18 protein-coding genes are annotated in these 19,467 nt (G+C 54.6%); 16 read left to right on the forward strand and 2 right to left on the reverse strand.

Annotation, left to right across the window (positions count from 1 at the left end):
* Positions 1-119 precede the first annotated feature (119 nt).
* Positions 120-1,298 (reverse strand): 3-demethoxyubiquinol 3-hydroxylase, encoded by a 1,179-nt coding sequence (gene ubiF, locus JOE09_RS07800; protein ID WP_200547374.1) that lies wholly within the window; start codon positions 1,296-1,298, stop codon positions 120-122.
* 179 nt (positions 1,299-1,477) lie between these two features.
* Between ubiF and miaB the strand changes: the two genes are divergently transcribed.
* The 9 genes from miaB to JOE09_RS07845 all read left to right on the forward strand — a co-directional run bounded on the left by miaB (position 1,478) and on the right by JOE09_RS07845 (position 10,991).
* The gene (miaB, locus tag JOE09_RS07805) at positions 1,478-2,902 is read left to right on the forward strand and encodes a tRNA (N6-isopentenyl adenosine(37)-C2)-methylthiotransferase MiaB (RefSeq protein ID WP_200547373.1); all 1,425 of its coding nucleotides are present in this window, start codon (positions 1,478-1,480) and stop codon (positions 2,900-2,902) included.
* Positions 2,903-3,105: 203 nt separating this feature from the next.
* Positions 3,106-4,170: a PhoH family protein gene (locus JOE09_RS07810; RefSeq protein WP_205065367.1), complete on the forward strand. Its 1,065-nt coding sequence runs from the start codon at positions 3,106-3,108 to the stop codon at positions 4,168-4,170.
* Positions 4,167-4,634 (forward strand): rRNA maturation RNase YbeY, encoded by a 468-nt coding sequence (gene ybeY, locus JOE09_RS07815; RefSeq protein WP_200547372.1) that lies wholly within the window; start codon positions 4,167-4,169, stop codon positions 4,632-4,634. The genes JOE09_RS07810 and ybeY overlap by 4 nt, the downstream gene beginning before the upstream one ends.
* Before the next feature lie 83 nt (positions 4,635-4,717).
* Positions 4,718-5,596, forward strand: coding sequence for a CNNM family magnesium/cobalt transport protein CorC (gene corC / locus JOE09_RS07820; RefSeq protein ID WP_105591046.1), 879 nt, complete (start codon positions 4,718-4,720; stop codon positions 5,594-5,596).
* A gap of 7 nt (positions 5,597-5,603) precedes the next feature.
* On the forward strand, positions 5,604-7,145 hold the full coding sequence (gene lnt / locus JOE09_RS07825; protein WP_205065368.1) for an apolipoprotein N-acyltransferase: 1,542 nt from the start codon (positions 5,604-5,606) through the stop codon (positions 7,143-7,145).
* A 588-nt stretch (positions 7,146-7,733) separates the two neighbouring features.
* Positions 7,734-8,654 carry an amino acid ABC transporter substrate-binding protein gene (locus JOE09_RS07830; protein WP_205065369.1) on the forward strand — a complete coding sequence of 307 codons (921 nt, stop codon included), beginning with the start codon at positions 7,734-7,736 and terminating at the stop codon, positions 8,652-8,654.
* A gap of 193 nt (positions 8,655-8,847) precedes the next feature.
* Entirely contained in the window at positions 8,848-9,588 is a 741-nt protein-coding gene (locus JOE09_RS07835) for an amino acid ABC transporter permease (protein ID WP_123336620.1), read from the forward strand.
* Positions 9,588-10,265 carry a glutamate/aspartate ABC transporter permease GltK gene (gene gltK / locus JOE09_RS07840; RefSeq protein ID WP_200547370.1) on the forward strand — a complete coding sequence of 226 codons (678 nt, stop codon included), beginning with the start codon at positions 9,588-9,590 and terminating at the stop codon, positions 10,263-10,265. The genes JOE09_RS07835 and gltK overlap by 1 nt, the downstream gene beginning before the upstream one ends.
* Positions 10,266-10,991, forward strand: coding sequence for an amino acid ABC transporter ATP-binding protein (locus tag JOE09_RS07845; RefSeq protein ID WP_105591041.1), 726 nt, complete (start codon positions 10,266-10,268; stop codon positions 10,989-10,991). It abuts the gene before it with no gap.
* 91 nt (positions 10,992-11,082) lie between these two features.
* Here JOE09_RS07845 and JOE09_RS07850 read toward each other — a convergent pair whose 3' ends face one another.
* Positions 11,083-11,565 carry a zinc ribbon-containing protein gene (locus tag JOE09_RS07850; RefSeq protein WP_105591040.1) on the reverse strand — a complete coding sequence of 161 codons (483 nt, stop codon included), beginning with the start codon at positions 11,563-11,565 and terminating at the stop codon, positions 11,083-11,085.
* A gap of 228 nt (positions 11,566-11,793) precedes the next feature.
* Here JOE09_RS07850 and leuS point away from each other — a divergent pair, with 228 nt between their 5' ends.
* The 7 genes from leuS to mrdA are packed head-to-tail and all read left to right on the forward strand — an operon-like array spanning position 11,794 to position 19,467.
* Positions 11,794-14,376 (forward strand): leucine--tRNA ligase, encoded by a 2,583-nt coding sequence (gene leuS, locus JOE09_RS07855; protein ID WP_205065370.1) that lies wholly within the window; start codon positions 11,794-11,796, stop codon positions 14,374-14,376.
* Positions 14,377-14,390: 14 nt separating this feature from the next.
* Positions 14,391-14,987, forward strand: a complete 597-nt coding sequence (lptE, locus tag JOE09_RS07860) for an LPS assembly lipoprotein LptE (protein WP_205065371.1) — start codon at positions 14,391-14,393, stop codon at positions 14,985-14,987.
* Positions 14,984-16,015: a DNA polymerase III subunit delta gene (gene holA, locus JOE09_RS07865; RefSeq protein ID WP_200547367.1), complete on the forward strand. Its 1,032-nt coding sequence runs from the start codon at positions 14,984-14,986 to the stop codon at positions 16,013-16,015. Before lptE ends, holA begins: the two co-directional genes overlap by 4 nt.
* Complete coding sequence (gene nadD, locus JOE09_RS07870) at positions 16,008-16,688, forward strand: nicotinate-nucleotide adenylyltransferase (protein ID WP_205065372.1); 681 nt, start codon at positions 16,008-16,010, stop codon at positions 16,686-16,688. Before holA ends, nadD begins: the two co-directional genes overlap by 8 nt.
* A 49-nt stretch (positions 16,689-16,737) precedes the next feature.
* Positions 16,738-17,055, forward strand: a complete 318-nt coding sequence (gene rsfS, locus JOE09_RS07875; RefSeq protein ID WP_105591035.1) for a ribosome silencing factor — start codon at positions 16,738-16,740, stop codon at positions 17,053-17,055.
* Positions 17,056-17,058: 3 nt separating this feature from the next.
* Positions 17,059-17,529 carry a 23S rRNA (pseudouridine(1915)-N(3))-methyltransferase RlmH gene (gene rlmH / locus JOE09_RS07880; protein ID WP_105591034.1) on the forward strand — a complete coding sequence of 157 codons (471 nt, stop codon included), beginning with the start codon at positions 17,059-17,061 and terminating at the stop codon, positions 17,527-17,529.
* A gap of 33 nt (positions 17,530-17,562) precedes the next feature.
* Positions 17,563-19,467: a peptidoglycan DD-transpeptidase MrdA gene (gene mrdA / locus JOE09_RS07885; RefSeq protein ID WP_105591033.1), complete on the forward strand. Its 1,905-nt coding sequence runs from the start codon at positions 17,563-17,565 to the stop codon at positions 19,465-19,467.

The following is a 19,467-nucleotide window of genomic DNA, read 5'->3' on the forward strand; positions in this document are numbered from 1 at the left end:
GCCCGCGCAAGCGGGCTTTTTTACGTCTGTCGATCATGAAATTCCAGTCGCATACAGCACTCTTAAAACAGACCGCGCTATGGATTAACGGGCAGGCGGTTAACCTACCCGGAGTAAAACTACAGTCCCAGCGCGTACCGCAACGCCTGTCGCTTCAGCCCGCCGGAATGCTGTGCCGCCATCAATCCCAGATTACGCACAAGCTTCAACGGGCCCAGCTGGTTGCTGAAGGCGAAATAGAACAGATCCATGCCGCTCTGCATCAGCTGATTATCTTTCTGGCGCTGACGCTGATAGCGCAGCAGAACCGCTTCAGAAGCCCAGTCTTCAGCACGCAAACGTGATTCACTCAGCACGTTAATCAACGCGTCCACGTCGCGATAGCCAAGATTTACACCCTGCCCTGCCAGCGGATTAATGGTGTGCGCCGCATCCCCCACCAGTGCAAGGCCGGGCTTGACGTAATCAATGGCATGGCGGCGCACCAGCGGGAACGATCCGGCCGCTACGGCAGTCACTTTGCCTAACCGCGCCGGGAAATGTGCAGCAATTTCTTTTTGCAGCTGAGGGATCGGCATCGCCTGTAGCTGGCGAATGCGCGCCGGGCTGTCATACCAGACCAGTGATGCCCAGTTATCAAACAACGGCAGAAATGCACGTGGCCCCTGCGGAGTAAACTGCTGCCAGGTGGTATCTCCCGCATCATGCTCACAGCGCACGCTGATTAACATACAGGACTGAGCATAATTCCAGCCGCGAATACCAATACCAGCCATCTGGCGCACCTGAGAATTGGCCCCGTCAGCACCGATCACCAGACGGGTATTCAGCCGCTGGCCGCCGTCCAGCGTTAGCTGCCAGCCACCGTTGACCGGTTGTAAACTCTGCAACCGCGTGGGGCAGATTATCCGCACGGGCTGCTGTTGCAAGCGCTGCCACAGCGCCCGCTGCAGCACGCTGTTCTCCACCATATAGCCGAGTTCCGGCAGTCCAAGCGAGGCGGCATCAAAGGACACCTGAGCCGTCTGCCACTCCCAGGTTTCCAGCCGACGATAGGGCACACAGCGCATTGCGGTAACCGCTGGCCAGACATCAAGCTGTTTGAGTAAAGCGACGGATGCAGCACCAATAGCTGAGATACGCACATCGGGAGGACTGGCCGGATCAAATTCCACCGGGGCTTCCTGCTCCAGAACCGCTACCTCAAACCCGTGCTGTGCCAGACCACTGGCCAGCGCGGCGCCAACCATGCCACCGCCCACAATGGCCACATCTATCTTCTGCTCATTTTCTGTCATTGTTTTTCCTTCACCGGCGTTGCCAAATATGCTCTACAGCTACACCTCGCCGGGCGAATTCTGTTATCCTGATAGTTAGTAAGTGTACCGGATTTTAACCCCGTTACCTCAGTTTCACTGGTCGCGAAACAATAGGATACGCGCCCTGCACTCTTTTCTGCATGACAAATGGCAAGTCGATGACAAAAAAACTGCATATTAAAACCTGGGGCTGCCAGATGAATGAGTATGACTCATCCAAAATGGCTGACCTGTTAAACAGCACCCACGGCTATACGCTGACCGAAGAAGCGGAAGACGCTGATGTACTGCTGCTCAACACCTGCTCAATTCGTGAAAAGGCTCAGGAAAAGGTTTTCAATCTGCTTGGCCGTTGGCGAAAACTGAAAGAAGCGCGACCGGACGTCATTATCGGCGTGGGTGGCTGTGTGGCATCGCAGGAGGGTGAACATATTCGTCAGCGCGCCAGCTGCGTGGATATTGTTTTTGGCCCGCAAACGCTGCATCGCCTGCCGGAAATGATCAACACCGTTCGCGGCACCAAAAGCCCGGTGGTGGATATCAGCTTCCCGGAAATTGAAAAATTCGACCGCATGCCAGAACCGCGCGCGGACGGTCCTACTGCTTTTGTTTCTATCATGGAAGGCTGCAATAAGTACTGTACGTTCTGCGTGGTGCCCTATACGCGTGGTGAAGAGGTCAGCCGACCTTCGGATGACATTCTGTTTGAAATTGCTCAGCTCGCCGCTCAGGGCGTGCGTGAAGTCAACCTGTTGGGGCAAAACGTTAACGCTTACCGGGGTGAAACTTACGACGGTGGAATCTGCACATTTGCCGAACTGCTGCGCCTGGTCGCCGCCATTGACGGTATTGATCGCATTCGTTTCACCACCAGCCATCCGATTGAATTTACTGACGACATTATTGACGTCTATCGCGATACGCCCGAACTGGTCAGCTTCCTGCATCTGCCGGTACAAAGCGGTGCCGACCGCATACTCACACTGATGAAGCGTTCGCATACCGCGCTGGAATATAAGGCAATTATCCGTAAGCTGTTGGCCGCACGACCCGATATTCAGATGAGCTCCGACTTTATCATCGGCTTCCCTGGTGAAACGCAGGCCGATTTTGAGCAGACGATGAAGCTGGTTGGCGATATCAACTTCGACGTTAGCTTCAGCTTTATCTATTCCGCGCGCCCCGGTACGCCTGCCGCCGACCTCCCTGACGATGTGTCAGAAGAAGAGAAGAAGCAGCGCCTGTATATTTTGCAGGACCGCATTAACCAGCAGGCGATGGCGTGGAGCCGCCGCATGCTCGGTACCGTCCAGCGAATTTTGGTCGAAGGCACCTCGCGTAAGAATGTGATGGAGCTTTCAGGCCGCACGGAAAATAATCGCGTGGTCAACTTTGAAGGTACACCTGAACATATCGGCAAATTCGTTGATGTCGAAATCGTGGATGTTTACACCAACTCACTGCGCGGCGTGCTGGTGCGCAGCGAAGAACAGATGGGCCTGCGCAGTATTGAATCCCCTGCCTCGGTGATTGCTCGTACCCGTAAAGAAAACGAGCTGGGCGTAGGGTCATTCCAGCCCTGATCCCGCCTTTTAAATGCGGCGAGGCTTCCAGTTCGCCGCATTATTTCATGCAACAACGGTTGGTTTCTGAAATCTCAGCCCAAATATCGCTTGAGACGCTTGCACCTTTGCGCCTCGCCATAAATAATTCCCTTATGGCACTGGCGCTTAAGTCGGTGAAGCCCATTTTCTCAACCTGGCCCTGAGTGACCCAAAGGATTAGTTTGAATATTGAAACACGTGAAATGACTTTAGAACCGGCCGATAACACCCGGCTGTTGAGCCTCTGTGGTCCGTTCGACGACAACATTAAGCAGCTGGAGCGCCGTCTTGGGATTGAAATAAACCGCCGGGATAATGCGTTTAAACTGGTAGGCCGTGCGCTCTGCGTTAATGCCGCCGTGGACATCCTGCGCGATCTTTACGTGGATACCGCCCCCGTGCGTGGCCATATCCCGGATATCGATCCGGAACAGATTCACCTGGCAATTAAAGAGAGCCGGGTACTGGAGCAAACCGCTGAGAGCGTGCCTGACTTTGGTAAAGCGATTCACATTAAGACCAAGCGCGGCGTCATTAAGCCACGTACGCCCAATCAGGCGCAGTACATTGCCAATATTCTCGACCACGATGTGACTTTTGGTATCGGACCTGCAGGTACAGGTAAAACCTACCTGGCGGTGGCCGCTGCGGTAGACGCTCTGGAGCGCCAGGAAATCCGCCGCATTATGCTGACCCGCCCGGCAGTGGAAGCTGGCGAGAAGCTGGGCTTCCTGCCCGGCGATCTCAGCCAGAAGGTCGATCCTTATCTGCGTCCACTGTATGACGCCCTGTTTGAGATGCTGGGCTTTGAGCGCGTAGAGAAACTGATTGAGCGCAACGTAATCGAAGTGGCCCCGCTGGCCTATATGCGCGGGCGTACCCTGAATGACGCGTTTATCATTCTGGACGAAAGCCAGAACACCACCATCGAACAGATGAAGATGTTCCTGACACGTATTGGCTTCAACTCAAGAGCGGTGATTACCGGTGACGTCACCCAGATCGATCTGCCGCGTAACCTGAAATCCGGCCTGCGCCACGCGATCGAAGTGTTATCTGACGTACCGGAACTGAGCTTCAACTTCTTCCACAGTGAAGACGTAGTGCGCCACCCGGTCGTTGCCCGAATTGTCATTGCCTATGAAGCCTGGGAAAGTGCCGATCAAAAACGGCGCGATGCCCTGGCAGAAGAACGTAAACGTGAAGCGCTTGCCCTGCAGCAGGCTGCTTCACAGGAGCCCAAATGAGTACAGTCATTCTTGACCTGCAGTTAGCCTGTGAAAGTGAACAGGGACTTCCACCGGAAGCCGATTTCCGCCGCTGGCTGGAAGCGGTGCTGCCGCAGTTTCAGCCGGAAAGTGAAGTCACCATTCGCGTGGTGGATGAAGCCGAAAGCCATGAGTTAAACCATACCTATCGCGGCAAGGACAAGCCTACCAACGTGCTCTCTTTCCCGTTTGAAGCACCGCCGGGGATAGAGCTGCCCCTGCTGGGCGATCTGATTATCTGCCGTCAGGTTGTAGAACAGGAAGCGCTGGAGCAGGAAAAAGCGCTGGAGGCGCACTGGGCGCACATGGTGATCCACGGTAGCCTGCATTTATTAGGTTATGATCACATCGAAGATGACGAAGCCGAAGAGATGGAATCGCTGGAGACCGAGATAATGCTTGCTCTTGGCTATCCCGATCCGTACATTTCGGAGAAAGAATAAGTACTGGCGTATCCAGCTTGCTGTACGCCTTGCCCCTGCGGGGGCAGCCGATCCCTTAACAGAGAGACTAACTCAAAAACGCCATGAGCGATGACCATTCACAGAATAACGACAGTCCCAGTAGTAAAAAGGGATTTTTTAGCCTGATCCTCAACCAGCTTTTCCACGGTGAGCCTAAAAACCGTGATGACCTGCTTGAGCTAATCCGTGATTCCGAGCAGAACGAGCTGATCGATCCGGATACCCGGGATATGCTGGAAGGGGTGATGGATATCGCCGAACAGCGTGTACGCGATATTATGATCCCCCGCTCGCAGATGATCACGCTCAAGCGTAATCAAACGCTGGAAGAGTGCCTGGCGGTGATCATTGACTCTGCCCACTCGCGCTTCCCGGTGATCAGTGAAGACAAGGACCATGTTGAAGGCATCCTGATGGCGAAAGACCTGCTGCCGTTTATGAGCAGCAGTTCCGAGCCGTTCAGTATAGAAAAAGTTCTGCGCCAGGCCGTTGTGGTACCGGAGAGCAAGCGTGTTGACCGCATGCTAAAAGAGTTCCGCTCGCAGCGCTACCACATGGCGATCGTCATCGATGAGTTTGGTGGCGTTTCCGGTCTGGTGACCATCGAAGATATTCTTGAATTGATCGTCGGTGAAATTGAAGATGAATATGACGATGAGGAAGATCGTGATATCCGTCAGCTGAGCCGTCATACCTATACCGTGCGTGCGCTAGCCCCGATTGAAGACTTTAATGAGGTATTCGGCACCCACTTCAGCGATGAAGAGGTGGATACCATTGGTGGACTGGTGATGCAGGGCTTCGGCCACCTCCCGGCACGCGGAGAGAGCATCGAAATCGACGGCTACCAGTTTAAAGTCGCCATGGCCGACAGCCGCCGTATCATCCAGGTCCATGTCAGGGTTCCGGAAAACTCGCCACAGCCCACTCTGGAAGAGTAATTACCTTATGGCAATTGCCTCAATTTGTCAGCGCCAGCGGGTTCGCCTGCTGCTCGCGCTGTTAACGGGTGCCGCTGGCACCCTTTCTTTCTCGCCCTATGATTTCTGGCCTGCCGCCCTTGTTTCTTTAATCGGGCTCCAGGCGCTGACGCTAAACCGCACAACGCGGCAGGCCTGCGCAATTGGCTTCGCATGGGGCTTCGGCCTGTTCGGCAGCGGTATTAACTGGGTCTATGTCAGTATCGCCACCTTTGGCGGTATGCCAGGGCCGGTGAATATCTTCCTTGTGGTTCTGCTGGCGGCCTACTTGTCGCTGTATCCGATGCTGTTTACCACCCTGCTAAACCGCCTGTTCCCAAAAACCACGCTGCTACGCCTGGTGCTGGCAGCACCGGTGCTCTGGCAGGTAACGGAGTTTTTACGCGGCTGGATCTTAACCGGTTTCCCGTGGCTGCAGTTCGGCTACAGCCAGATTAACGGCCCTTTAAAAGGACTGGCACCGCTGCTCGGTGTGGAGGGCATCACTTTCCTGCTGATGGTAATAGCGGGCCTGCTGGTCTTCTCCGCCAATCAGCGGCGCCTGAGTGCGGGTATCATCGCTCTTGCCCTGCTTTTACTGCCGTGGCCAATGCGCCTGATCAACTGGTTCCAGCCGCTGCCGGAACGCACCGTTGACGTGGCGCTGGTGCAGGGCAACATCGCACAATCGATGAAATGGGACCCTAACCAGCTGGTTAATACGTTAAAAACCTATACCGCGCTCAGCCGTCCATACGTTGGTAAAGCACCGATAATTATCTGGCCGGAGTCAGCCATTCCCGATCTGGAAACGCGCCAGCAGCCGTTCCTGAAAGAAGTTGATGAGCAGCTTCGCAACGGCGGCAGCAGCCTGATTACCGGGATTGTTGACTCGCGGCTGGAGAATAATCGTTACCACGATTACAACTCGATTATCGTGCTGGGTGGTCCAGAGCCTTACAACTACTTCAGCGGCAACCGCTACCAGAAAAATCATCTGGTGCCTTTCGGTGAATTCGTTCCGCTGGAATCGCTGCTGCGTCCGCTCGCGCCGTTCTTCGATCTGCCGATGTCCTCTTTCAGCCGTGGCAGCTACATTCAGCCGCAGCTCAAAGTGGCAGGCTTTAATCTGACCGCCGCGATTTGCTACGAAATCGTACTGGGTCAGCAGGTGCGGGATAACTTCCAGCCGGATACTAACTTCCTGCTGACTATCTCTAACGATGCCTGGTTTGGTCATTCAATAGGTCCCTGGCAACACCTGCAAATGGCGCAGATGCGCGCGCTGGAGCTGGGTCGTCCTCTGCTGCGCAGCACCAATAATGGCGTAACGGCTATCGTGGACGCCAAAGGGGATATCAGCCAGATTATCCCTCAGTTCACTGCCGAGGTACTCTCCGCAAAAGTCACGCCGACTACAGGCCTGACGCCCTACGCGCGTATCGGTAACTGGGGCGTGTGGTTTATCACGCTGCTCTTCGCAGCGGTGGGTGGGCTGTGCTGCTGGCGCTCGCGCGGGTCTCAGCGTTAAATCTTACGGAGCCAGTCTTTAACGCTGGCTCCATATTTTCTGCCTTACTCACATTACTCTCCCACTGCTACCTTCGCGACATTTTCCCTCGCCAGATCTTTTTTGCCTTAACCACTTCTACTTTCCACCTCTGCGACTTTCACATTTTGTTCTTCTAACGCATCTATCCTCTTCACCAACGATCTGCCTTCCACTTTCTGGCTGGCCGTAGCCCTCTCGATCGCATGCATCATCCTGCTCGCCGTTTATGCTGCACTTTTGTTAAAAAACCGCCGTTGGCACGATGATTGCAAAATATTTCCGTGAAAACGTGTGTCGCCCTAAATAAAGTCACGATGAAACGCCGAGCGCACCAAAACAGGGCATTTAGCGCACCACCATGAGGCAAGCTGAACCGTCAGGCGCCAGATTGGTGCGGCATGACTCGCAAAAAGGAAACTTTTTCGTATCCTGCCGTTAACATTCGGCTATGTTATTTGAGAAAGACCACGTTAACCGCTGTACATAAAACAGATAAACAGCTGGAAATACACACAACATCACGTCGGCGTAGTTAAATTAACGCCACAACTGCAAAGGAGTTGGAACATGAAATTACGGAAACTGGGGCTTTGCCTTGCACTGGCAGGTTTTGCCTCCGGTATTGCACATGCAGAAGACGCTGCACCACAGGCCGCCGATGCGCAAACACAGACCCTGGAAAAAATTGCTAAAAACGGCGTCATCGTTGTGGGCCACCGTGAATCATCCGTCCCGTTCTCCTACTACGACAATCAGCAAAAAGTGGTGGGTTATTCTCAGGCCTATTCCGACGCCATCGTTGAAGCTATCAAAAAGAAACTCAACAAGCCTGACCTGCAGGTTAAACTGCTGCCAATCACGTCACAGAACCGCATCCCGCTGCTGCAAAACGGCACCTACGATTTCGAGTGCGGTTCCACCACCAACAACCTGGAACGCCAGAAACAGGCCGCGTTCTCTGACAGCATCTTCGTTGTGGGCACCCGCCTGCTGGTGAAAAAAGGTGGCCCGATTAAAGACTTCGCTGACCTGAAAGGGAAAAGCGTTGTAGTGACTTCCGGTACAACGTCTGAAATTCTGCTGAACAAGCTGAATGATGAGCAGAAAATGGAAATGCGCATTATCAGCGCGAAAGACCACGGCGACTCCTTCCGTACCCTGGAAAGCGGCCGCGCGGTGGCCTTTATGATGGATGACGCACTGCTGGCCGGTGAACGCGCAAAAGCGAAGAAACCGTCTAACTGGGAAATCCTCGGCACGCCGCAGTCACACGAAGCCTACGGCTGTATGCTGCGTAAGGGCGATGGCGAATTTAAGAAGCTGATGGATGACACCATCGCGCAGGCACAGACGTCCGGCGAAGCGGCAAAATGGTTTGATAAATGGTTTAAACAGCCAATCCCACCAAAAAACATGACCATGGACTTCGATCTGTCTGACGATATGAAAGCGCTGTTCAAGTCTCCTAACGACAAGGCAATGAATTAATAACGAAAATAAAGGGCAGTCTGCTGCCCTACGATTGTTGAACACAGGCCCGGACAGACACGGCCAGGCTGATGTGGCACTCAGTCACGCAGCCTGGCTAAGGTATTAAGCGGTCGTTCCCCGTAGCGTACATCAGGGCCTCTCATCAATCTTCAGGGTAGCAGCCGCTACCCTTTTTTTACCGGAGTCGTTTATGTCAATTGATTGGAACTGGGGTATCTTCCTGCAACAGGCCCCGTTCGGTAATACCACCTACCTTGGCTGGCTATGGTCTGGTTTCCAGGTCACCGTTGCCGTCTCAGTCTGCGCCTGGATTATCGCTCTGCTGGTTGGATCGCTGTTTGGCATTTTGCGCACCGTTCCTAACCGATGGCTGTCTACGCTGGGCACCTGCTACGTTGAGCTTTTCCGCAACGTACCGCTGATCGTCCAGTTCTTTATCTGGTATCTGGTTATCCCGGAGCTGCTGCCCGAAAGCATCGGCATGTGGTTTAAATCAGAGCTGGACCCGAATATTCAGTTCTTCACCTGTTCGGTACTCTGCCTGGGGCTGTTTACCGCCGCGCGCGTGTGCGAGCAGGTCCGTGCCGCCATTCAGTCTCTGCCGTCCGGGCAGAAAAACGCCGGTCTGGCGATGGGGCTGACGCTGCCACAAACCTACCGTTACGTCCTGCTGCCTAATGCCTATCGCGTTATCGTGCCGCCAATGACCTCTGAAATGCTGAACCTGGTGAAAAACTCGGCGATCGCTTCAACCATTGGTCTGGTGGATATGGCGGCGCAGGCGGGCAAACTGCTGGATTACTCCGCGCACGCCTATGAATCCTTTACGGCTATTACGCTGGCCTATATCGCCATCAATGCGGTGATTATGCTGCTGATGAGCCTGGTTGAACGTAAAGTGCGCCTGCCCGGCAATACGGGAGGAAAATAATGTACGAATTTGACTGGAGCACCATCGTGCCCAACCTGCCGTTCCTGTGGAACGGTATGGTTGTTACCCTGAAAATCACGATTACGGCGGTAATCTTCGGCATCATCTGGGGCACCCTGCTGGCGGTTATGCGGCTGTCGTCGATTACCGTTGTCAGCTGGTTTGCCCGCCTGTACGTCAACCTTTTCCGCTCAGTGCCACTGGTGATGGTACTGCTGTGGTTCTATCTGGTGGTGCCGAGCTTCCTTCAGCAAGTACTGGGGCTGTCGCCCAAAACGGATATCCGCCTGATTTCAGCCATGGTGGCTTTCTCGCTGTTTGAAGCCGCATACTACTCCGAAATTATCCGCGCCGGGATACTGAGTATTGCTCGAGGTCAGGGCAACGCCGCGCTGGCGTTGGGGATGACCAAGTGGCAGTCAATGCAGCTGATCATACTGCCGCAGGCGTTTCGCGCGATGGTGCCGCTGCTGCTCACCCAGGGTATCGTTTTGTTCCAGGACACCTCACTGGTTTACGTTCTGAGCCTCGCCGATTTCTTCCGTACAGCCGATACCATCGGAATCAACAACGGTACGGAAATTGAGATGGTGCTGTTTGCCGGCGCGGTTTATTTTGTTATCAGCCTCAGTGCTTCGCTGTTGGTCAGCTATTTAAAGAAAAAAAGGACTGTTTAAATGATTACCCTGAAAAATGTTTCTAAGTGGTATGGTCAATTTCAGGTGCTGACCGACTGCTCAACGGAAGTGACGAAAGGTGAAGTGGTCGTGGTCTGTGGCCCTTCCGGTTCCGGTAAATCCACGCTGATAAAAACCGTCAACGGTCTGGAACCCATCCAGCAGGGGGTGATTGAAGTCAACGGTACGGCGGTAAACGATAAGCGCACCAATCTTGCGCAATTACGCTCACGTGTTGGCATGGTGTTCCAACACTTTGAACTGTTTCCCCACCTTTCCATCGTTGAAAACCTGACTCTGGCCCAGGTGAAAGTTCTTAAGCGCAATAAAGATGAGGCGCGTCAGAAAGGGCTTAAGCTGTTGGAACGCGTCGGGCTGGGAGCACACGCAAACAAGTTCCCGGGGCAGCTTTCCGGCGGCCAGCAGCAGCGCGTGGCCATTGCGCGCGCGCTGTGCATGGACCCGATCGCCATGCTGTTTGATGAACCCACCTCAGCGCTGGACCCGGAAATGATCAACGAAGTGCTGGATGTGATGGTTGAGCTGGCGAATGAAGGAATGACCATGATGGTGGTGACGCACGAAATGGGCTTTGCCCGTAAAGTGGCTAACCGGGTGATCTTTATGGACGAAGGTAAAATTGTGGAAGATTCACCGAAGGATGACTTCTTCAACAACCCGCAGTCGGAGCGCGCAAAAGAGTTCCTGGCGAAAATCCTGCATTAAGGCGGGCTTTTCATAGCTGAAAAAACGGTATCCGGAGAATGATACTTTCACTTTATCCGGATACCGATTTCACCCTTTTCAGCCTCGCAGCCTACGGTTCAAACGGCTGACGCTGAAACTGATCGTGCCCACACTCTGAGCAGCGGGTTAATACCTCCGGCGTATAGATGGCGCGAGTATACTGGCATTTCTCACATACCAGATTTCCCAACCCCACCACTTCACCGCTTTGATACACACCGTGATGATTCAGATCCTGAAACACTTCACGCCACTCAAGCTGGCTTTTATCGGTAATATCGGCCAGTTCTTTCCACAGGCTCTGGCGAATGACGCGCATAAACACGCTGTCGCCGAGTTCCTGTTCGTTTTCAGCATAGCTGCGCGCGAACTCTTCCAGATCGCGGCGAACCGCTCGCGTAACGTCATCAATTTCGCTGCGGGTCAGTTCGCCACGGTTATTCATCCGCTGCCGTGCGCTTTCTACCAGCGCATCAATGTCGCGCTCGCCCTGCTCCAGGCGCTTCGTTAAGGATGAAATAAACTCGCGATAGTACTGAGCAACCTTGTTCATGGACTCTCCTTATTGATAACGAAAGCATTTCCCTATCATTCTAGTTCCTGTACAAAAAATACGGCTTTTCATTGCACAAATTTGCCGCAGCGCTTCCAGCTTAAAGAGAAATGCCGCCTCGCCGCTCGCTTACTGTTGTTGCGTTGGGGGGGGATCAGCTATGCTATGCGGATCTTAAATGAAATCAGAAATAAGCTTAGCGCTATTCAAAAAGGACCACTGGCAGCCATGCAAGAGCAATACCGCCCGGAAGAGATAGAATCCCACGTCCAGAAACACTGGGATGAGAAGCAAACGTTCAAAGTGACCGAAGAGGAAGGTAAAGAGAAGTATTACTGCCTCTCAATGCTACCCTATCCTTCTGGCCGCCTACATATGGGCCACGTGCGAAACTACACCATCGGGGATGTGATTTCTCGCTACCAGCGCATGCTGGGTAAAAACGTGCTGCAGCCTATCGGCTGGGATGCATTCGGTCTGCCTGCGGAAGGCGCAGCGGTAAAAAACAATACCGCTCCGGCTCCGTGGACCTACTCCAATATCGATTACATGAAGAATCAGCTGAAGCTGCTCGGCTTTGGCTACGACTGGAGCCGCGAACTGGCGACCTGTCAGCCTGAGTACTATCGCTGGGAACAGTGGTTCTTCACCAAACTGTACGAAAAAGGCCTGGTCTATAAAAAGACTTCCGCGGTGAACTGGTGCCCGAACGATCTGACCGTGCTGGCGAACGAGCAGGTGATCGACGGCTGCTGCTGGCGCTGTGACACCAAAGTTGAGCGTAAAGAGATCCCGCAGTGGTTTGTGAAAATCACCGCCTACGCTGACGAACTGCTGAACGACCTCGACACGCTGGAAAGCTGGCCTGAGCAGGTTAAAACCATGCAGCGTAACTGGATTGGCCGCTCTGAAGGGGTGGAAATCGAGTTCAACGTTGCGGATAGCGAAGAAAAACTCAGCGTTTATACCACCCGCCCGGATACCTTCATGGGTGTGACCTACCTGGCCGTGGCCGCAGGTCATCCGCTGGCTGCTGCCGCAGCCGCATCGAACCCGGCGCTGGCTGACTTCATTGCTGAATGCCGGAATACCAAGGTTGCCGAAGCGGATATGGCCACCATGGAGAAAAAAGGCATGGCCACCGGCCGCTTTGCGGTACACCCGCTGACCGGCGAGCAGGTTCCTGTATGGGTCGCTAACTTTGTACTGATGGAGTACGGCACAGGTGCAGTGATGGCCGTGCCTGGCCACGACCAGCGCGACTGGGAATTTGCTACCAAATACGGTCTGACCGTTAAGCCGGTTATTCTGGCCGCAGACGGCACGGCGCCGGACCTGAGCGCTTCGGCAATGACCGAAAAAGGTACGCTGTTCAACTCCGGTGAGTTTGACGGCCTGTCGTTTGAAGACGGTTTTAACGCGATTGCCAATAAGCTGGCTGAGAAAGGCGTCGGCGAGCGTAAAGTCAACTACCGTCTGCGCGACTGGGGCGTTTCCCGTCAGCGTTACTGGGGTGCACCAATTCCAATGGTGACGCTGGAAGACGGCACCGTGATGCCAACCCCGGAAGATCAGCTGCCGGTTATCCTGCCGGAAGACGTGGTGATGGATGGCATTACCAGCCCGATTAAAGCCGATCCTGAGTGGGCTAAAACCACGGTTAACGGCCAGCCTGCGCTGCGTGAAACCGATACGTTTGACACCTTTATGGAGTCATCCTGGTACTACGCGCGCTACACCTGCCCGGACTATGATAAAGGCATGCTGGACCCGGCTGCGGCTAACTACTGGCTGCCGGTCGATCAGTATGTCGGTGGGATTGAGCACGCAATCATGCACCTGCTCTATTTCCGCTTCTTCCACAAACTGCTGCGCGATGCAGGCCTGGTGACGTCCGACGAACCGGCTAAACGCCTGCTGTGCCAGGGGATGGTACTGGCCGATGCGTTCTACTACACCGGTAACAACGGCGAACGTAACTGGGTCTCTCCGGTTGATGTGGACGTTGAGCGTGACGAGAAAGGCCGTATCACCAAAGCATCCGATGCCGCTGGTCATGAGCTGATTTACGCGGGCATGAGCAAAATGTCGAAGTCGAAAAACAACGGCATCGACCCGCAGGTGATGGTTGAGCGCTACGGTGCGGACACCGTTCGTCTGTTCATGATGTTTGCTTCTCCGGCAGATATGACTCTGGAATGGCAGGAATCCGGCGTTGAAGGGGCGAACCGCTTCCTCAAGCGCGTGTGGAAACTGGCCTTTGAGCACAGTGAAAAAGGCGCAACCGAAGCGCTGGATATCGCTTCACTGAACGACGAGCAGAAATCGCTGCGCCGCGATCTGCACAAAACCATCAGCAAAGTCAGCGATGATATTGGCCGTCGTCAGACCTTCAACACCGCTATCGCTGCGATTATGGAACTGATGAACAAACTGCTCCGTGCGCCGCAGGAAACCGCTCAGGACCGCGCGCTGATGCAGGAAGCACTGCAGGCCGTTGTCCGTATGCTGTATCCGTTTACCCCGCACGCCAGCTTCGTGCTGTGGCAGGCGCTGGGCGGTGAAGGCGAAGTGGATAATGCACCATGGCCGCAGGCTGATGAATCAGCGATGGTTGAAGACTCGCTGCTGGTGGTTGTTCAGGTTAATGGTAAAGTTCGCGGTAAAGTTACCGTTGCAGCAGACGCGACTCAGGAGCAGGTGCAGGCTCGCGCGGCACAGGAGCATCTGGTGGCGAAATATCTCGACGGCGTTACCATTCGTAAAGTTATTTACGTGCCGGGTAAACTGCTTAACCTGGTTGTGGGTTGATGTCAGGAGGAATTGTGCGACATCCGATAGTCTCTCTGCTTGTTGGCCTGGCGGTGTTGATCACCGCCGGTTGTGGCTACCATCTTCGCGGTACGACCTCTGTACCTGCCGAGATGAAAACGCTGGTGTTGGATTCGTCCGATCCTTATGGTCCGCTGGCTCGTTCGGTGCGTGAACAGCTGCGCCTGAATGATGTGAAGATTCTGGATAGCACGGATAAAAATACCGATGTGCCATCGTTACGTCTTCAGGGCGAGCGTATCAATCGCGATACCGCGTCGATCTTCCAGGATGGTAAAACGGCTGAATACTCAATGATGATGGTCGTCAGCGCTCAGGTACTGGTGCCGAATAAAGGCATCTACCCGATCAGCACCACTGTTTATCGTTCATTCTTTGATAACCCGCTGGCCGCACTGGCAAAAGATTCTGAACAGCAGATTATCATTAGTGAAATGCGTACTCAGGCATCACAGCAGCTGGTTCGTAAACTGCTGACGGTGCATGCGGCAGAGAACGATTCATCGATCAATACGCTGGATCGTACGCCATCTTCAGTCGATCACCTGCACTCTGACAATACAGTGTCGGACGATTCCTACACCCGATGATCAGGATTTACCCTGAACAGCTAGGCGCGCAGCTCCGTGAGGGGCTGCGCGCCTGCTACTTATTAAGCGGTAATGAGCCGCTGCTGCTGCAGGAATCACAGGATGCTATCCGTGATGCCGCCCAGCTGCAGGGCTTTACCGAACATCATAGTGCCACACTGGATGCCAGCACCGACTGGCAGTCAATTTTCGCACTCTGTCAGGAACTCAGCCTGTTTTCTTCCCGTCAGACGCTGTTACTGATCCTGCCGGAAAATGGCCCTAACGCAGCGATGAACGAGCAGCTACTCACCCTCTCTGGTTTGCTGCACAGCGATATCCTGCTGATCCTTCGCGCGGCTAAACTGACCAAAGCGCAGGAAAACAGTGCCTGGTATAAGGCGTTGAGCAGCCAGGGTGCCACTATCCCCTGCCAGACACCGGAGCAGGCACAGCTGCCTCGCTGGGTCAGTGCACGGGCGAAAAAAATGCAGCTGACGTTAGACGATGCCGCCAGCCAGCTGCTGTGTTACTGCTATGAAGGAAATCTGCTGGCGCTCTCGCAGGCGCTTGAACGGCTGTCGTTGCTCTGGCCGGACGGGAAACTGACGCTGCCTCGGGTTGAGCAGGCGGTCAGCGACTCGGCACATTTCACCCCTTACCACTGGGTTGACGCTCTGCTGGCCGGAAAAAGTAAGCGCGCACTTCATATTTTGCGCCAGATGCGCAATGAAGATAGCGAACCGGTGATCCTGCTGCGCACCCTGCAGCGCGATCTGCTGCTGCTGGCCACGCTTAAGCGCCAGATGGCCCACACACCGATGCGCACGCTGTTCGATCAGCATCGCGTGTGGCAAAACCGCAGAACGCTGTTCAGCGAGGCGCTACAACGGCTGTCATCAGCAACCCTGACCCAGGGCATTCATCTGCTGGCGCGTATTGAACTGACGCTCAAACAGGATTACGGCCAGTCCGTATGGTCAGAACTGGAAATGCTGGCACTGCTCCTTTGCCATCCGGCCTTCCCGGCGAGCTTCTGCGATGTCTGATAAAACAGAGCTTCATGCCCTTTATGGCGGCACGTTTGACCCGATTCACTACGGACATCTGAAACCCGTTGAAGCCCTGGCGGCGCTGGCCGGTTTGCATACCGTGACGCTGCTGCCGAACAACGTGCCACCCCATCGCCCACAGCCGGAAGCCTCTCCGACACAGCGGATCGAAATGGTCAGGCTGGCGATTGCGGACAATCCGTTGTTCGATCTCGATCTGCGGGAAATGCAGCGCAATACGCCCTCGTTCACGGTTGATACGCTGGACGAGCTTCGCCAGGAACGCGGAGTGAAGCAGCCACTGGCATTTATTATCGGTCAGGATTCGCTGCTCACCCTGCACAAGTGGCATCGCTGGCAGGATCTTCTGTCGCTGTGTCACCTGCTGGTGTGCCAGCGTCCGGGGTACAGCAGGGAAATGACCACGCCGGAACAGCAGCAGTGGCTTGAGAAGCATCTGGCCCAACGGCCTGAAGAACTGCACCAGCAGCCTGCCGGTAAAGTTTTTCTTGCTGAAACGCCACTGGTTTCAATCTCTGCAACCGAGATCCGCGATCGCCTTCATCAGGGCCACCCTGATGCCGACCTGCTACCACCGTCGGTCAGTGAATTTATCGCGCGCGAGGGTTTATATCGGAACCCAAATCCGCATGCTATACTGCGCCGCTAATTTTTTGGGGCATCAGCCCAACACGAACTCAATCCCAAGGGGGAACCTTTTGCAAGGTAAAGCACTCCAAGACTTCGTCATTGATAAAATCGACGATCTGAAAGGCCAGGACATTGTTGCTATCGACGTCCAGGGCAAATCCAGCATCACCGACTGCATGGTTATCTGCACCGGTACTTCGACCCGTCACGTGGTTTCAATTGCGGAACACGTTGTGCAGGAAGCTCGTCTGGCAGGTCTGCGCCCGTTTAGCGTAGATGGCCGCGCCGCCGCTGACTGGGTCGTTGTCGATCTGGGTGAAATCATTGTTCATGTTATGCAGGAAGAGAGCCGCAAGCTCTACGAACTGGAAAAGCTCTGGAGTTAAGCCGTGAAGCTGCAGCTGGTTGCCGTCGGCACAAAAATGCCCGACTGGGTACAGACGGGATTTATGGAATATCTGCGGCGCTTTCCGAAAGATATGCCGTTCGAACTGGTCGAGGTCCCTGCCGGGAAACGCGGTAAGAATGCCGATATCAAACGCATTCTGGAAAAAGAAGGCGAGATGATGCTGGCCGCTACCGGAAAAGGCAACCGCATCGTGACGCTGGATATACCCGGCCAGCCGTGGGAAACCCCACAGCTCGCCAGTCAGCTGGAACGCTGGAAGCAGGACGGGCGTGATGTCAGCCTGCTGATCGGTGGTCCGGAAGGCCTGTCACCCGCCTGCAAGGCTGCGGCGGAACAAAGCTGGTCACTCTCGGCGCTGACCCTGCCCCATCCGCTGGTACGCGTTTTGGTTGCAGAGAGTTTGTATCGTGCATGGAGCATTACTGCGAATCACCCCTATCATCGTGAATAACGAACTGGGTTAACCGGACAGACAAAGCAGCGGATGAAATTACAACGTAACTCCTTTCGTGACTATACCGCCGAACAGACGCTGTTTGTTCGTCGGGCGCTTATCGCATTTTTGGGCATTCTTGTGCTCTCCGGTGTGCTGGTGGTCAACCTGTACCACCTGCAAATCGTCCGCTTTGAAGATTACAGCACCCGCTCTAACGAAAACCGTATCAAGCTGGTACCGGTCGCACCGAGTCGCGGCATAATTTATGACCGAAACGGTATTCCGCTGGCGCTAAACCGCACCATCTATCAAATTGAACTGGTGCCGGAAAAGGTCGATAACCTGCCGCAAACGCTGCAGGAGCTGAAGCCGATCGTCGATCTGACCGACGAAGATATCGAAGCCTTCCAGAAAGAACGTAAACGCTCGCGCCGCTTCACCTCTATCGCACTGAAAACAGGTCTGAACGATGTTCAGGTTGCGCGATTTGCCGTTAACCAGTACCGCTTCCCTGGCGTAGAAGTCAAAGGCTATCAGCGCCGCTACTATCCGTACGGATCGGCACTGACCCACGTGCTCGGCTACGTCTCCAAGATCAACGACCGCGACGTTGAGCGACTGGATAAAGAAGGCAAATGGCCAAACTACGCCGCCACCCACGATATCGGCAAGCTGGGGATCGAACGCTACTACGAAGACGTCCTGCATGGGAAAACCGGCTACGAAGAGGTAGAAGTTAACAACCGTGGCCGGGTTATCCGCCAGCTTCATGAGCAGTCTCCGCAGGCAGGTCGTGACATCCATCTGACTATCGATCTTAAGCTGCAGCAGTACATAGAAACGCTGCTGGCGGGAAGCCGTGCGGCGGTGGTGGTGTCCGATCCACGTAACGGTGAGCTGCTGGCGATGGTTTCCATGCCAAGCTATGACCCGAACCTGTTTGTTGACGGTATCTCCAGCAAGGACTACAACAGCCTGCTGCATGATGAAAACCGCCCACTGATCAACCGTGCTACCCAGGGGGCCTATCCCCCGGCTTCCACAGTGAAGCCGTATATTGCCGTTTCTGCGCTGACGGCAGGCGTCATTACTCGCAACACCAGCCTGTTTGATCCTGGCTGGTGGCAGCTGCCGGGTTCTGAAAAACGCTTCCGTGACTGGAAGCGCTGGGGCCATGGCCGCCTGAACGTCACCAAGTCTCTGGAAGAGTCGGCGGATACCTTCTTCTACCAGGTGGCCTACGATATGGGTATCGATCGGCTGAGCGAATGGATGAGCAAATTCGGCTACGGTCACCTGAGCGGCATTGACCTGGTGGAAGAGACACCGGGCAATATGCCAACGCGCGACTGGAAAATGAAGCGCTTTAAAAAGCCGTGGTACCAGGGTGACACTATTCCGGTGGGGATCGGCCAGGGATACTGGACTGCAACGCCGGTTCAGATGAATAAAGCACTGATGATCCTGATTAATGACGGTGTGATTAAAACGCCGCATCTGATGATGGACACCATGCAGGGCGAAACCAAAATCCCGTGGCGTCAACCTGCGGCGGCACCGATCGCCGATATTCATACCGGTTACTGGGAAATTGCCAAAGACGGCATGTACGGCGTGGCAAACCGGCCAAACGGAACCGCGCGTAAAAGCTTTGAAGATGCGCCGTATAAAATCGCCGCTAAATCGGGTACTGCTCAGGTCTTCGGCCTGAAGGCCAATGAAACGTATAACGCCCATAAGCTGACCGAACGTCTGCGCGACCACAAGCTGATGACCGCCTTTGCGCCGTACGATCATCCCCGCGTTGCGGTTGCGATGATCCTGGAGAACGGTGGCGCAGGCCCGGCCGTCGGTACGATCATGCGCCAGATCCTCGATCATATTATTTTGGGCGATAACAATACCAACCTGCCTGACGCTGCGCCTACGCCGCCGGGCTATGAAGGTGAATAA

It is taken from the genome of Pantoea coffeiphila (genome assembly GCF_016909495.1).
In the GTDB taxonomy this organism is placed as follows: domain Bacteria; phylum Pseudomonadota; class Gammaproteobacteria; order Enterobacterales; family Enterobacteriaceae; genus Erwinia; species Erwinia coffeiphila.

What these genes read in the sequence shown, in the direction of transcription:
- ubiF (WP_200547374.1), bottom strand. Translation starts at nt 1,298, where the DNA reads ATGACAGAAAATGAGCAGAAGATAGATGTGGCCATTGTGGGCGGTGGC.
- miaB (WP_200547373.1), top strand. Translation starts at nt 1,478, where the DNA reads ATGACAAAAAAACTGCATATTAAAACCTGGGGCTGCCAGATGAATGAG.
- ybeY (WP_200547372.1), top strand. Translation starts at nt 4,167, where the DNA reads ATGAGTACAGTCATTCTTGACCTGCAGTTAGCCTGTGAAAGTGAACAG.
- corC (WP_105591046.1), top strand. Translation starts at nt 4,718, where the DNA reads ATGAGCGATGACCATTCACAGAATAACGACAGTCCCAGTAGTAAAAAG.
- lnt (WP_205065368.1), top strand. Translation starts at nt 5,604, where the DNA reads ATGGCAATTGCCTCAATTTGTCAGCGCCAGCGGGTTCGCCTGCTGCTC.
- JOE09_RS07830 (WP_205065369.1), top strand. Translation starts at nt 7,734, where the DNA reads ATGAAATTACGGAAACTGGGGCTTTGCCTTGCACTGGCAGGTTTTGCC.
- JOE09_RS07835 (WP_123336620.1), top strand. Translation starts at nt 8,848, where the DNA reads ATGTCAATTGATTGGAACTGGGGTATCTTCCTGCAACAGGCCCCGTTC.
- gltK (WP_200547370.1), top strand. Translation starts at nt 9,588, where the DNA reads ATGTACGAATTTGACTGGAGCACCATCGTGCCCAACCTGCCGTTCCTG.
- JOE09_RS07845 (WP_105591041.1), top strand. Translation starts at nt 10,266, where the DNA reads ATGATTACCCTGAAAAATGTTTCTAAGTGGTATGGTCAATTTCAGGTG.
- JOE09_RS07850 (WP_105591040.1), bottom strand. Translation starts at nt 11,565, where the DNA reads ATGAACAAGGTTGCTCAGTACTATCGCGAGTTTATTTCATCCTTAACG.
- leuS (WP_205065370.1), top strand. Translation starts at nt 11,794, where the DNA reads ATGCAAGAGCAATACCGCCCGGAAGAGATAGAATCCCACGTCCAGAAA.
- holA (WP_200547367.1), top strand. Translation starts at nt 14,984, where the DNA reads ATGATCAGGATTTACCCTGAACAGCTAGGCGCGCAGCTCCGTGAGGGG.
- nadD (WP_205065372.1), top strand. Translation starts at nt 16,008, where the DNA reads ATGTCTGATAAAACAGAGCTTCATGCCCTTTATGGCGGCACGTTTGAC.
- mrdA (WP_105591033.1), top strand. Translation starts at nt 17,563, where the DNA reads ATGAAATTACAACGTAACTCCTTTCGTGACTATACCGCCGAACAGACG.